The sequence below is a fragment of the Mesorhizobium sp. LjNodule214 genome (assembly GCF_964252735.1).
Lineage (GTDB): Bacteria > Pseudomonadota > Alphaproteobacteria > Rhizobiales > Rhizobiaceae > Mesorhizobium.
Genome location: NZ_CAXUPE020000002.1, coordinates 779,381 through 791,497 on the forward strand (window position 1 = coordinate 779,381; position 12,117 = coordinate 791,497).

The 12,117-nt window shown below is 64.0% G+C and carries 13 protein-coding genes; all 13 read right to left on the minus strand.

Translation table 11 applies throughout. The annotated features are described in order from the left end of the window. Positions 1–24 precede the first annotated feature (24 nt). The 13 genes from ACSQ3Z_RS17640 to ACSQ3Z_RS17700 all read right to left on the minus strand — a co-directional run bounded on the left by ACSQ3Z_RS17640 (position 25) and on the right by ACSQ3Z_RS17700 (position 12,108). Positions 25–828, minus strand: a complete 804-nt coding sequence (locus tag ACSQ3Z_RS17640) for a 3-methyl-2-oxobutanoate hydroxymethyltransferase (RefSeq protein ID WP_436172592.1) — start codon at positions 826–828, stop codon at positions 25–27. 33 nt (positions 829–861) lie between these two features. Further along, positions 862–1,176, minus strand: a complete 315-nt coding sequence (locus tag ACSQ3Z_RS17645) for a MocE family 2Fe-2S type ferredoxin (protein WP_436172593.1) — start codon at positions 1,174–1,176, stop codon at positions 862–864. A 51-nt stretch (positions 1,177–1,227) separates the two neighbouring features. Further along, positions 1,228–2,322 carry a fatty acid desaturase family protein gene (locus ACSQ3Z_RS17650; RefSeq protein ID WP_436173927.1) on the minus strand — a complete coding sequence of 365 codons (1,095 nt, stop codon included), beginning with the start codon at positions 2,320–2,322 and terminating at the stop codon, positions 1,228–1,230. 17 nt (positions 2,323–2,339) lie between these two features. Next, positions 2,340–3,254: a sugar phosphate isomerase/epimerase family protein gene (locus ACSQ3Z_RS17655; RefSeq protein WP_436172594.1), complete on the minus strand. Its 915-nt coding sequence runs from the start codon at positions 3,252–3,254 to the stop codon at positions 2,340–2,342. A gap of 57 nt (positions 3,255–3,311) precedes the next feature. Beyond that, a complete protein-coding gene (locus tag ACSQ3Z_RS17660; RefSeq protein WP_436172595.1) occupies positions 3,312–4,400 on the minus strand; it encodes a Gfo/Idh/MocA family protein in 1,089 nt (362 codons plus the stop codon). Between the two features lie 134 nt (positions 4,401–4,534). Beyond that, positions 4,535–5,602 (minus strand): ABC transporter ATP-binding protein, encoded by a 1,068-nt coding sequence (locus tag ACSQ3Z_RS17665; protein ID WP_436172596.1) that lies wholly within the window; start codon positions 5,600–5,602, stop codon positions 4,535–4,537. Continuing rightward, positions 5,602–6,390 carry an ABC transporter permease gene (locus ACSQ3Z_RS17670; protein WP_436172597.1) on the minus strand — a complete coding sequence of 263 codons (789 nt, stop codon included), beginning with the start codon at positions 6,388–6,390 and terminating at the stop codon, positions 5,602–5,604. Before ACSQ3Z_RS17670 ends, ACSQ3Z_RS17665 begins: the two co-directional genes overlap by 1 nt. Then, the gene (locus tag ACSQ3Z_RS17675; protein ID WP_436172598.1) at positions 6,390–7,259 is read right to left on the minus strand and encodes an ABC transporter permease; all 870 of its coding nucleotides are present in this window, start codon (positions 7,257–7,259) and stop codon (positions 6,390–6,392) included. Before ACSQ3Z_RS17675 ends, ACSQ3Z_RS17670 begins: the two co-directional genes overlap by 1 nt. A gap of 66 nt (positions 7,260–7,325) precedes the next feature. After that, positions 7,326–8,387, minus strand: a complete 1,062-nt coding sequence (locus tag ACSQ3Z_RS17680; RefSeq protein WP_436172599.1) for an ABC transporter substrate-binding protein — start codon at positions 8,385–8,387, stop codon at positions 7,326–7,328. A gap of 38 nt (positions 8,388–8,425) precedes the next feature. After that, positions 8,426–9,400: a PfkB family carbohydrate kinase gene (locus tag ACSQ3Z_RS17685; RefSeq protein WP_436172600.1), complete on the minus strand. Its 975-nt coding sequence runs from the start codon at positions 9,398–9,400 to the stop codon at positions 8,426–8,428. Further along, positions 9,397–10,437: an ADP-ribosylglycohydrolase family protein gene (locus ACSQ3Z_RS17690; RefSeq protein ID WP_436172601.1), complete on the minus strand. Its 1,041-nt coding sequence runs from the start codon at positions 10,435–10,437 to the stop codon at positions 9,397–9,399. Before ACSQ3Z_RS17690 ends, ACSQ3Z_RS17685 begins: the two co-directional genes overlap by 4 nt. A gap of 3 nt (positions 10,438–10,440) precedes the next feature. After that, positions 10,441–11,166, minus strand: coding sequence for a GntR family transcriptional regulator (locus tag ACSQ3Z_RS17695; protein ID WP_436172602.1), 726 nt, complete (start codon positions 11,164–11,166; stop codon positions 10,441–10,443). Between the two features lie 171 nt (positions 11,167–11,337). Next, positions 11,338–12,108 carry an IclR family transcriptional regulator domain-containing protein gene (locus ACSQ3Z_RS17700; protein ID WP_436172603.1) on the minus strand — a complete coding sequence of 257 codons (771 nt, stop codon included), beginning with the start codon at positions 12,106–12,108 and terminating at the stop codon, positions 11,338–11,340. Positions 12,109–12,117 lie beyond the last annotated feature (9 nt).

A 12,117-nucleotide genomic window follows, 5' to 3' on the forward strand; every position in this document is an offset into this window, starting at 1 on the left:
CCGAACCAAGGCAGGCCCGCGCGCTCAGGCCGCGCCATCGACCCTCTTCATGAACAGGCTGAGTTCGCTCGGGTCCATGTGCACGATGTGCCTGTCTTCCGGGTACGCTCCGCTGTTGACGTCGGCGACATACTCCGAGAAGGCAGCGATGCGCTCCGCCTGCAGCCTGTCGTATTCGGCGGCGAAATTGCGGTAGAGCTTGGAATGGCGGGGCATGTGGCCGCGGTTCTGGCCGAGTATGTCTTCGGCGAACAGATACTGCGCGTCGCAGCCGGTGCCTGCCCCCATCGACAGCATGATCAGCGAGGTGCGTTCCGAGATCGCCTTGGCCACCTCGACCGGCACCACCTCGATCTCGGCGCCGATCGCGCCTGCAGCCTCCAACTGCTTGACCGCCTCGAATACCTGCATGGCGGTATCGGCGGTCTTGCCAACGGCCTTGAAGCCGCCAGTCCAGGTGGCGCGCGACGGGATCAGGCCGACATGGCCGATGACGGGGATCGCGTCGTCCGCCATCCGCTTGATTGTGGCGTAGCCGGCGCTGCAATAGACCGCGTCGGCGCCGGCCTTGTAGAGGCGGAACGCCCAGCGCACGAAATCGTCTGCGGTGCCGATCTCGAAGAAGTTCTCGCCCGGCATGGTGAACAGGCTCGGCGCCGCATCGCGATACTGAGGGTTGAGCACCAGTTCCGGCGGCACCGAGACGATGTCGACGCCGGCCCGCTCGGCGGCTTCGGCCTCGTCCATCGTAAGCACGCGCAGCATGGTCAGCTGCCGCTTGCCCTTCATGGCGCGCAGATCTGCGATCGTCGGTCTCTTACGGCTCATCGAACTGGGTTCCTTGTCGTTTGGTGCGGGCGATCAATCGATCTCGATCATGACCTTGCCGGCCTCGACCTTGGCCGGGTAGGTCCTGAGGTTGACGCACACCGGCGCCCCCCTGGCCTGCCCGGTCTTGTAGTTGAAGCGGCCATTGTGCTTGGGGCATTCGATGATCTCGTCCATGACGAGACCGTCGGCGAGATGCGCCTTCTCATGCGTGCAGAACCCGTCCGTAGCGAAGAACTGATCGTCCGGCGAGCGGTAGATCGCAAAGGTGCGGCCGCCGTGATCGAAGCGGATCACATCCTCTTCGTCGACATCGTCCACGGCGCACGCTTCGACCCATTCCGCCATTTCCGCCTCCTCGTGGTTCTGGCCCGCGCGACCGGGTGAGCCACGGTCAAACTATTCTGCCGCCGCCGACATATCGACCTCGTGGAACTCGCCGCGATAGGGCCTGGCCGTCGGCGGCAATTCGCGCTTGAGGTAATAGTCCTCGTATTTGAGCTGCCTGAACAGGACCGGCCAGACCTCGCGATAGGCATGCCATATCGATGGGTTCGCCACGGGCAGATCGTGCTTGATTAGCTCGTGCAGCCTGGGCAGCGCGTGATAGGGCACCATCGGAAACATGTGGTGTTCGACATGATAGTTCATGTTCCAGTAGATGAACCGGCTGATCGGGTTCATGTAGACGGTGCGGGTATTCAGCCGGTGGTCGACCACATTGTCGGCGAGCCCGATATGCTGCAGCAGGCCGGTCATCACCATATGCCAGGTGCCATAGAGGCGCGGCAGGCCGATCAGCACCAGCGGCAGCCATGACCTCAGCGCGATCGCAAGAGCGATCGTCGCGATGTAGATGGCGACATGCCAGCGCGCGGCGGTGACGGCCTTGGCCTGTTCCATCTCGGGAACGTAGCTCTTCTCGTCGTCCGACAGCCTGCCCAACGCCTGGCGCACCAGTGCCGGCAGCGAGTAGCGGAAATCGAGGATGCCGGTGAAGGCTAGTCCCGCCTTCAAGAGGTCCGGCGGCCGCATCACCGCGATCTCGGCGTCGCGGCCGACGATGATGGTGTCGGTGTGGTGGCGGGCATGACTCCAGCGCCAGGCCACCGGATTGCGCATCACCATGAAGCTGGCGATCTGGTAGACGACATCGTTCATCCAGCGCGTGCGGAAGGCGGTGCCGTGGCCGCATTCGTGCCAGCGTGAATCGCTGGACGAGCCGTAGAGCACCCCGTAGACGAACAGGAACGGCACGACCCACCAGGAACCCCAGAACCAGATGATCCCGGCGGCGGAGCCCAATATGGCGGCGATCCAGATGATCGTGTCGCGGATCGCCGGGCCGTCGGAACGCTGCATCAACTCCTTCATCGCCTTGCGGGATACATCCGTGTGATACCACTCGGCCGAGGCCAGCCCGGTCTCGATTGCCCGGCGGGTGCTTTCGCCGACCAGGCTGTAATCGCGCTTTGTCTTGCCAGCCGCCATCATGAGCTCCCGTTCGGTCATCAAAGACCGTTGGCGCGGAACTTTCCGTCCAGAAAAATCTTGGCGCGCGGCACGTCGTCTTCGGTCAGATGCTCGATGATGACCGGGATGTTCGGGTGCTTCTCGCTGAGCCGCTTCAGATAAAGGTCATAGTTGAGCGAGCCGAGACCGGGTGCCGGCAGCTCGATCTCGCCGACGCCGCGGAACGTCAGCCCCTCATGCGCGTCGTCGTCGCCGATGTCGGCATGCTTCTCCGACTTGTCGCTGCCCGCGCGCTTGACGTCCTTGGCGTGCGCGATCCTGATCTTGTCGGTCAGCGTGTCGAACACCTGGTTCAGCACCTGGTCCATGCGGTCGATGTTGTGCGCTTCGAAATAGTTGGTCGGATCCATCAACAGGCCGAGGCCGGGGTGGTCGACCTGGGCGAACATCTTCACCGTCTCCTCGACCGAACCGACGACGTTGTTGACATAGGTTTCGAGCAGGAACACCGCGCCATGGTCATAGGCGGTCTGGGCGAGATCGGAGATCACCTTGCGGCATTCCTCGAACCCTTCCTCGGTCTTGTTCCTGGGGTGATGCACCCAGTCGGACTCGGTGTTGTAGGTGCCGGTCTCCGAGATCACGTAAGGGCTGCCGAACTCGCGCGCGTTGCGGATGATCTCCTTGAGATAGGCAAGCCGCCTCTCGCGCTCGGCCTTGTCGGGATGGATGATGTTCGTGTAGCCCGACACGCAGCAGATCGGCAAATTGTGGTCGCGGAATGTGTCACGGACCTTTCTTGCCTTGTCCTTCGTGATCTGCCCGGCAGAGAGGTCGATATCCTTGAAATGCAGGTCGAGCTGCACCGTGTTGAAATCGAGAGCGCGGATGCGCCTTGCGACTTCCTCCAACTCGTAGGGGAAATAGCCTGTGAAGATACCTGCTTGCATCATGAGGTGAAGTCCTCCCGGTAAGCGATTCAGCCGCCACGCTATTCAGCGGCCAGATGTTCAGTCAGTCGATATCTCGGACAGCTTGATCGTGCGGCCTTCCGCCATGGAGCGATAGCCGGCCTCGACCAGAGCCATGGTCTTGACGTTGTCGGCGACGGACAGCGCCGGTGGCGTTCCGGTCTTCAGGGCATGCTCCAGCTGTTCCATCACGCCGATGAAGGCATGCGGGAACCACATCGTGTCCCAGCGGGGCGTCACCCATTCGCCGCCTGTCGTCTCTGTCGAGGCATAGGTCAGTGTCGATGCCACGCCCTTCGGCCAGCCGATCGTACCCTTGGCCACACCCTTGGTGCCGTCGACACGCCAGTTGATGTGCTGGTCGTCGTGATAGCCCTCCTGGCGCGGACCGGACCAGACATCCTCGAGCGATACGGCGAGCACGCCTGAGGGAAAACGCAGCGTCGAAACCGTGATGCCGTCGGAGTGCTCGAACCGCGTGCGCGGATCCTTGCGCGTCAAGGTGGTGATCTCCTGGGGATCGCCGAACAGGAAGCGCAGCACGTCGAGATGATGCACGCTCATATTGGCTAATGTCAGCCGGTCGTAGTCGGCAAGGAAGGTCTGCCAGTGTGGGATCGCGTGCATGTCGATCTGCGCGAAGACGATGTCGCCCAGCGCGCCGCTGTCGATGATCTGTTTCAGCACGCGCATCGACTGGTCGTAGCGCATGTTCTGGTTGACCGAGAGGATCTTACCGGACTTCGCCGCTTCGTCGCGCAGCTTGACCGCCTCCTCGACCGACAGCGCCAGCGGCTTCTGCGCCAGGATCGCCTTGATGTGCTTCTGCTTCAGCGCATGGCGGATCAGCGCCGGCTGCTGGTCGGGCGGAAAGGCAAGATCGACGATCTCGACCTCTGGATCCGCGATCAGTTGTTCCGGCGTGTCGTGGACGGTCGGGATGCCCCAGCGCTTGGCCACCTTCTGGGCACTGGCCCTGGTGCGCGAGGCGATCGCCACCACCGAGAACCCGGCCTCCTCGTAGGCAGCGAGATGGCATTCGGCCATGATCATGCCGGCGCCGATGCAGCCGATCCGGTATTCGCTGGTGCGAACCTTCACATCCGGTTCGAAACCCATGCTTGCCATCCATTCCTCCCGTCGAGGACTGGATATAACGCCATGGCCTCTGAATCGGCCAAGGCCCGCACCATCATTTCCCATCAGGAAAGGACAGCGGCAGTTCCGACATCGGGGCCGATCGGCCACGCGGACATTGCCCGCTAGCTCGTGGCGATCAGCACCGTGCTCTCCGGCGTCCAGCGCAGCACCACCTGTTGGCCCTCGGCCAGCCTGTCGATGCCGGTATTCTGGACGATGACCTTCAGCGTCTGGCCGTTGCGCTCGACAAAATAGGTGCTGTTGTTGCCGGCGAAGATGCGCTTGGAAACCTGGCCCTTCAGCATGTTCGCATTGGCGGCATCCTGAGCTCCGGCATCGGTGGCGATACGGATGCGCTCAGGCCGCACGGCACAGCTGGCCTTGGCGCCGGCGGAGAGCTTTGCGCCCGCGCCTGCAGCAATCGCCGTGCCATCGGGGAGCCTGATGCCGTTACCGGTGGTGTCGCCGCGAAAGATGTTGGCGTCACCGAGGAAGGTGGCGGCGAATTCGCTCTTCGGTTGATCGTAGATCTCCTCGGGCGGGCCTTCCTGCACCAGCCTGCCATCGCGCAATATGCCGATGCGGTCGCTCATCGTCAGCGCTTCTTCCTGGTCGTGGGTGACGAAGATGGTGGTGATGCCGATCTCGCGCTGGATGCGTTTCAATTCGATCTGCATGTCGACGCGCAGTGCCTTGTCGAGCGCGCCGAGTGGCTCGTCGAGCAAGAGCACGCGCGGCTTGGTGACGATCGCACGGGCGAGAGCCACGCGCTGGCGCTGGCCGCCCGACAATTGGTGCGGCCGGCGACTGCCGAGCTTGCCGAGTTGCACCAGGTTCAGTGCCCGCTGCACCTCGGCCGCGATCGTCGCCTTGGCCTCGCCACGCACCGACAGGCCGAAGGCGACGTTGTCGGCAACGCTCATATTGGGAAACAGCGCATAGTTCTGGAACACCATGCCGATACGCCGCTTCTCGACCGGCACGCGCTCGACGCTCTCGCCACCAATGGCAATCCGGCCGGAGTCGGGAAAGTCGAAGCCGGCAATCTGCCGCAGCAGCGTGGTCTTGCCACTGCCCGACGGGCCGAGCAGCGCATAGAAGCCGCCATCGGCGAAATCGATGGAGACGTCGTCCAGCGCCTTGTGCGCGCCAAAGCTGCGGGAGACGTTCGATACCTGCACGCCGGCCATTATTTCTCTCCGCCGAATTTGAAGAAGCGCGCCGTGAGCAGCATCAGCGCCATCGACACGGCGATGATGATCGTCGAGACCGCGTTGATCTCGGGCGTAAAGCCCTTGCGGATCGCAGCATAGATTTCGACCGGCAGCGTCGTCTGTCCCGGCGTCGACAAGAAGTAGGAGACGACGAACTGATCGAACGACACGGCAAACGCGAACAATCCGCCGGCAATCACACCGGGCATGATCCATGGCAGCGTCACGCGGCTCGTCACCTGCCACTGATTGGCGCCGAGCGAGCGCGCCGCCTCTTCCAGCTCCGGCGCGAAGGTCTGCAGCCGCGCCGACACCACGACGATGACATAGGGCAGCGCCAACGCGACATGGCCGAGCAGGATGGCAAACAGGCCGCGGCCGATGCCAACGCCGAAGAAGAAGATCAACATCGCCGTGCCGGTGATCAGCCACGGAATGGCGATCGGCGGGAACAGCAGCGCCTGCAGGAATTTCTTGCCGCGGAAGTCGTAGCGGTAGAGCGCCAGCGACGCCGCCGAGCCGAGCACGGTGCAGATAAGCGTGGTGATGACGGCGATCTCGATGCTGTTCCAGGTGGCCGCGATCAGCTGGTCGTTCTGCCACAGCGAGGCGTACCATTCCGTCGTCCATTCGAACGGCAATTGGTAGAAGGGCGAGACGTTGAACGACATCAGCGCCATGATGATGATCGGCAGATAGAGGAAGGCGAGCAGCAGCCAGATGTAGAACCGGCCGAGCCCTTCGAGGATGCGTGTCGTCGCCATCAGCCAGCCCTCCGCAGCACCGGCGAGGCGACCGCCAGGATCACCAGCACCACAGCCAGCAGGATAAAGGACAAGGCTGCGCCAAGCGGCCAGTTGAACACGGCGACGAACTGGTCCTCGATCACCGTACCGTAGAAGGTACCGGTGCGCCCGCCGAGGATGCGCGGCTCCATGAACGAGCCGACGACCGGCACGAAGATGAGCGCTGCGCCCGCGACCAGCCCCGGCATCGAGAGCGGGATGATAATGCGTTTCAGCACTTGCAGCCGCGTCGCGCCGAGCGAGCGCCCGGCCTCGATCAGCGAGTCATCGATGGCCTGCAGCGTGAGATAACAGGTCAGCACCATGTAGGGCACGTAGGAGTGCACCAGGCCGATGATGACGGCCGGATAGGAATACATCAGGTCGATGTTGATCTTGAACGGCAGCACGGCATTGAGTGCGGTGTCGAGAATGCCGCCCTCGCGCAGCACCATCGCCCAGGAAAAGATGCGCACCAGCCCGTTGGACCAGAACGGCAGGATGACGAGCAGGAAGATCGCCTCGCGGCTTCGCCCCTTCAGCACCTTGGCCAGCACGTAGGCGGCGGGATAGCCGATGACGATACACCATAGCGTCACCTCGAGGCCGAGCCGCAGCGAGGCCAGAAGCAGCGTCAGATAGAGGCTTTGCGAGAAGAAGGCGGCGTAGTTGCCCAGCGTGAACGCCCACGGCTTTCCCGACAGCGGCAGGTCGGTCATGAACGAGAAAAAGACCATTGCCGACAGCGGCAGGAAGATCGCCACCGTCAGCCACAGATAGGCAGGCGCAAGCAGCGGCAGGGCCGATCTCAGCCCGCTGCGCGACGCGGTCGCAACCTGTGCTGCCATGATGCCTCTCCTCCCCAGGATCGGAAGGACCAGCCGGCGAGGATCGCCGGCTGGTCCGACGTCGACTTACTTCACGTCGACCTTGAGCTGCTGCCACAGCGCCAGATAGGCCTCGCGCTGCGCGTCGGTGATCGGCGCCTGGAACTGGATGCGCTTGGCCACCTCGGGGTCACCCATGACCTTGCGGTTGAATGAGTCTTCGGGAAGAGCGGCAACCGCCTTGGTGTTGGCCGACACCGGCGCGCCGACCTTGGTGACCCATTCGACATAGAATGTCGGGTCGATCATGTAGTTGATGAAGGCCTCGGCGCCCTCGACATTCTTGGAACCGACCGGGATGGAAAAGGCATCGAGCCAGGCGACGGCGCCCTCCTGCGGGATGACCAGCGAGACCGGCAGCTTGAAATGGGTCTTGGCGCGGTCGGCCGAGCCGCTCCAATAGGTGCCGATGTCGATCTGGTTGGAGGCGACCATCTGGTTCCAGTCGTTCTCCGAGCTCCAGAACGTCTTGATCTGCGGCATCAGCGAGGTGAGTTTCGCCTTGACCGCCTCCATATCCTTGATGTCGTTGATGTTCTGGCCGGTGGCGATGGCGCCGAACTGGACCGCTTCGACAGCGTCGTCGCGGATGACGACACGGCCCTTGTGCGCGGCATCCCACATCTCGGCGATGCTCGTCGGCGGCTTGTCGAAGGATTTTTCGTTGATGGCCAGAGCCGTCAGACCCCACACCCACGGCACGCCATAGACTTTGCCGTCATGGTCGAGCATCGGCGAACCGGCCTTGTCCGGGCTGATGTCGGCATAGTTGGAAAGCTTCGACACATCGATCGGCTGGATCAGCTTCTCCGCCATCGCCTGGTCGTTGAAGGCAGCGTTGATCATGACGACGTCGTAGAGACCCGGATTGGTCCTGAGTTTGGTCAGCATTTCCTGTTCGGAATTGAAGAAGTCGTTGACGACCTTGTTGCCGGTCGCCTTCTCGAAGGCGGCGATCGCCCACGGCTCGTCGGCGCCGTAGCCCTTCCAGTTGAGCACGTGCACTTCGGCCGCACTGGCGGCCAGCGTGAGTACGGAGGTGAAGACGGCGGTCGCCGTCAACAAAGCAGTCAGTTTGGGCATGCGCATGTTCGTTCCTCTCATTGTTTGCCCGCTTCGCAGGCTTGTTAAGACGTGGCCTCTTGCTTCCGGCCATGCACGGTCGACGATCGATCGTGATGGCTCAGGAATTCCTGGATCTCCTGGTTGTTCGGCGCCGACGATCCGCCGTGCCGGGTGACCGAGAGCGCCGCCGCCGCATTGGCGTAGCGCGCCGCTTCGAATGCCGGCACGCCGCGCGACAGCGCGCTGACGAAGGCGCCGATATGGGTGTCGCCGGCGCCATTGGTGTCGATGGCGTCGACCTTGAACCCGGGAACCGTCTGCGTGCTGCCGTCGGCCAACCGCACGAAGCAGCCCTTCGCGCCGGCGCGGATGACGACGCCTTCGGCCTTCGGGCAATGGCTGGACAGCAGCCGGGCGGCGAGTGCCTCGACACTGCCTGGACCAGCGATCTCGGCCGCCTCCGTCGCGTTGCAGCTCAGCCAGCTGGTGCGGGCAAGCACCCGCTCGAGAACGGCACGCGGAATATCCGCGATGACCGGCGTCGGGTCGAAGACGAAGGGGGTTTGCACCGGCAGCGCTTCGATCCAGTCTACCAGTGCATCGCGGCTGCCGGGATAACTCAGCGTATAGCCGGAAGCGAACACCCAATCCCCCGGCGCAACCCGGACCAGCGCCATCATCGCCAGGCTGAGCACGCTCTCGGCGCCCGGCCAGGAGACGAAGGTGCGTTCGGCGTCGCTGCTGATCATGGCGACGCAATTGCCGCTGTCCATCGCGGGTGACGCCGGCGTCAGCGTTTCGATACCCTCGGCGGCGAAGGCAGCGCGCAAAAAGTCGCCGTTGGGTCCGCTGCCGAGCTGGCCGCCGAAGACCACTTTCATGCCGGTGCGGCCGGCCGCGACCATCATGTTGAAGCCGCCGCCTGCGACCTGCGCATAGCTCGACGCGGTCTTCTCCGTGCCCGGCGCGGGCAAGGCGTCGATGCGGTAGACATGGTCAACCACGGCGCTGCCGATATGGACGAGGCGCCCGCTCATGCCGCCGCATCCTTCCCGGGGCCGGCCTTGGCCACGCGTGCCGCGACAAGGTCGGTAGCGAGCGTACGAACCTGCCCGATGTCGATGCCGACCAGCCTGGCGATGCGCTGTTGCGGCAAACGGGAAAAGCCGGCGCAGGCGCCGGCCATGCCGGCGGCGATGGCGCCGATCGTGTCTGTATCGCCGCCAAGATTGGCGCTGATGACGGCTGCCTGCCAGGGATCGCCTGCGGCGACCTCGAGCACGGCGAAGGCCGCCGGAACCGATTCCTGGCTGGCGACGCCGGTACCGACCAGATCGACAATGAGGCGGATGGCGTCCGCCATCGTTCTGCCGCGCACAAGGTCCTGCGCCCAGACGATGCGCGCGGCGATGTCGCCGCCGGTGACCCAGTGTCCGAGCGCGGCACCCTGCCGAGCCGCCGCGACGGCACTGTCGGACGCGGCGCGCCAGTCGCCACCAGCAACCCCGCGGCTGACTGCAGCAGCGACAGCGGCGGCCGAGGCGATGGCGATCGTGGTGTTGTGGGTGGCTTGGCAGGTCTCAGCCACCTTGGCGACCAGCGCCTCGAGCGGCCCCAGCGGCATCATGATGCCGACCGGCGCGATGCGCATGGCCGCGCCGTTCGTATCGCCGCCCCGCCCGGCCTCTTCCGACGGCACGCCATTGTTGATGGCATTGATGGCGCGTTTGGTCGATGGACCCAAAAGGTCATAGCTGCCGCGCGCCTTGACGTCGCGCTCCCAGTCGAGCAGCGCATTGACCCAGCGTGCATGGTCGAAGCGATCGCCGGATTCGACGAGAATGCGGCCGAGCAGCAGCGCCTGTTCGGTATCGTCGGTGATTGTACCAGCCTCCAGGCCCTTGGACACCGGATGATCGGCGAAAGGCGCGATGAAGTCCTCGACATGGCCGTAGAGTTCAGCAATGCGGGCCGGCGACAAAAGCTGTGTCGGCATGCCGAGCGCATCGCCTAGCGCGCCACCGATCAGCGCGCCCATGGCACGATCGAGCGTATCCCTGGCGGTGTCCGGCATCGCTCAGAACCTCATATGCAGCGCGAAATGCGCTGGGTTGAGCAGACTGGTGACATATTCGATCGGCCGGTCATCAGCCGCGCGCGTCAGCCGGCGACCGCGCAGGAAGGGCGTGCCTTGCGGGCAACCGAGAATGGCCGCATCCTCGGCATTCAGCATTTCGATGCCGACCCATTCCTCGCCATGGTCGGGAATGAGGCCGGCGCCGCGCAGCGTCTGGTGCAGCGAGCCTTCGCGCAAGCCACGCAGCGGCACGTCCTCAAGCTCTGGCGACAGCGGCAGGCGGCTGCGCTCGATCGAAATGGCATGGCCGTCGCTGGCGTTGGTGCGCACCCGGTCGACAGCGATGAAGAACGAGCTTTCGATGCCAAGCAGCGTGGCAAGATCCGCGTCCTCGATGACCTCCAGCCGCAGCGTCCGCGTCTCGGCATTGGCGCCCGCATTAGCCAGCGCCCGCGACCAGCCGATGGAGTCGTCGACCGGCTTGCCGTCGAAGGTGACGAAGGAGCCGATGCCAACCTTGGTGGTGATCAGCCCGCGGCTGGACAGCTCCTCAAGGCCCTTGCGGACCGTGTTGCGGCTGACGGAAAAGCGCTGGACGAGTTCGTTCTCGCTTTGCAGGCGGTCACCGAAGCCGAGCACGCCGGAGCGGATTTCATGTTCGAGAACGGTGGCGATCTGCTCGGGCTTGCCCGTGCCGGGAGACAGTTGAACCGCGCGCCGCTTCATATGGGTACCTGTTCAGTGAACCTGTATAATCCTGTTCAATATTGCATTTGAAGGACGACGTCAATCGCCGGGAATCCACAGGTGCTCTCGGTGGTCAGATCCTGCTCAGCTGAGATGGGGGCAAACCGTAGCCGACTTCCGGCGCGGCAGGATTGGTCGCGGGCCTATTGCTCAGACGAAGAAAAACTCCTCGACGCGCTGCTTTGCCCGAAGCAGCGCGGGCAGGATCTTGCGCTCCATCGCCTCGACGGAAAAACGCGCCGATTGGGTCGAAACATTGATCGCCGCCACGGTGCGCCCCATGCGGTCGCTGATCGGCACTGCAATCGAGCGCAGGCCGAGTTCCAGCTCTTCGTCGACAATGGCGAAGTCGTCCGCCTTGGCCTTGTGAATGGCCTTGGCCAGCAAATCCCGTTTGACGATGGTCTTCGGCGTCCTTCGCTCGATCCTGGCCTCAGCCAGGAAGGTTTCCAGCGCATCCGGCGCCAGGCCTGAAAGCAGGACGCGCCCCATCGAGGTGCAATATGCCGGCAGCCTTGTACCGACATCGAGCGACACGCTGAGGATGCGGCGGCCGGGAATGCGGGCAACGTAGACCACATCCTCGCCCGACAGCACCGCCGCGTTGCAGGCCTCGTCGAACTGCCCCGCCACCTCGCGCATGATGGGTGCCGCGAAGGTCCACAGCGACGCGCCGCCGAGCCAGGTGCGGGCGACGGTCAGCAGCCGCGGCGACAGCGAAAACAACCGGCCGGATTGTGTCGCATAGCCGGTCGCGGTCAGCGTCAGCAGGAAGCGGCGAGCACCGGCGCGGGTTAGCTCCGCCTCCTCCGCCATTTCGGTCAGCGTCATGCCGGCGGGATGCCGGGCGAGGATTTCCATCACTGCCAGTCCGCGTTCGAGCGAGCCGACGTGATCCCGCGAAACACCTTCCTCTTCCATCCAGCCTCC

Excerpts from the sequence above, each read along its gene's own strand:
- ACSQ3Z_RS17675 (WP_436172598.1), bottom strand. The coding sequence starts at position 7,259 with ATGGCAGCACAGGTTGCGACCGCGTCGCGCAGCGGGCTGAGATCGGCC.
- ACSQ3Z_RS17685 (WP_436172600.1), bottom strand. The coding sequence starts at position 9,400 with ATGAGCGGGCGCCTCGTCCATATCGGCAGCGCCGTGGTTGACCATGTC.
- ACSQ3Z_RS17695 (WP_436172602.1), bottom strand. The coding sequence starts at position 11,166 with ATGAAGCGGCGCGCGGTTCAACTGTCTCCCGGCACGGGCAAGCCCGAG.
- ACSQ3Z_RS17670 (WP_436172597.1), bottom strand. The coding sequence starts at position 6,390 with ATGGCGACGACACGCATCCTCGAAGGGCTCGGCCGGTTCTACATCTGG.
- ACSQ3Z_RS17690 (WP_436172601.1), bottom strand. The coding sequence starts at position 10,437 with ATGCCGGACACCGCCAGGGATACGCTCGATCGTGCCATGGGCGCGCTG.
- ACSQ3Z_RS17655 (WP_436172594.1), bottom strand. The coding sequence starts at position 3,254 with ATGATGCAAGCAGGTATCTTCACAGGCTATTTCCCCTACGAGTTGGAG.
- ACSQ3Z_RS17660 (WP_436172595.1), bottom strand. The coding sequence starts at position 4,400 with ATGGCAAGCATGGGTTTCGAACCGGATGTGAAGGTTCGCACCAGCGAA.
- ACSQ3Z_RS17665 (WP_436172596.1), bottom strand. The coding sequence starts at position 5,602 with ATGGCCGGCGTGCAGGTATCGAACGTCTCCCGCAGCTTTGGCGCGCAC.
- ACSQ3Z_RS17680 (WP_436172599.1), bottom strand. The coding sequence starts at position 8,387 with ATGCGCATGCCCAAACTGACTGCTTTGTTGACGGCGACCGCCGTCTTC.
- ACSQ3Z_RS17650 (WP_436173927.1), bottom strand. The coding sequence starts at position 2,322 with ATGATGGCGGCTGGCAAGACAAAGCGCGATTACAGCCTGGTCGGCGAA.
- ACSQ3Z_RS17640 (WP_436172592.1), bottom strand. The coding sequence starts at position 828 with ATGAGCCGTAAGAGACCGACGATCGCAGATCTGCGCGCCATGAAGGGC.
- ACSQ3Z_RS17645 (WP_436172593.1), bottom strand. The coding sequence starts at position 1,176 with ATGGCGGAATGGGTCGAAGCGTGCGCCGTGGACGATGTCGACGAAGAG.
- ACSQ3Z_RS17700 (WP_436172603.1), bottom strand. The coding sequence starts at position 12,108 with ATGGAAGAGGAAGGTGTTTCGCGGGATCACGTCGGCTCGCTCGAACGC.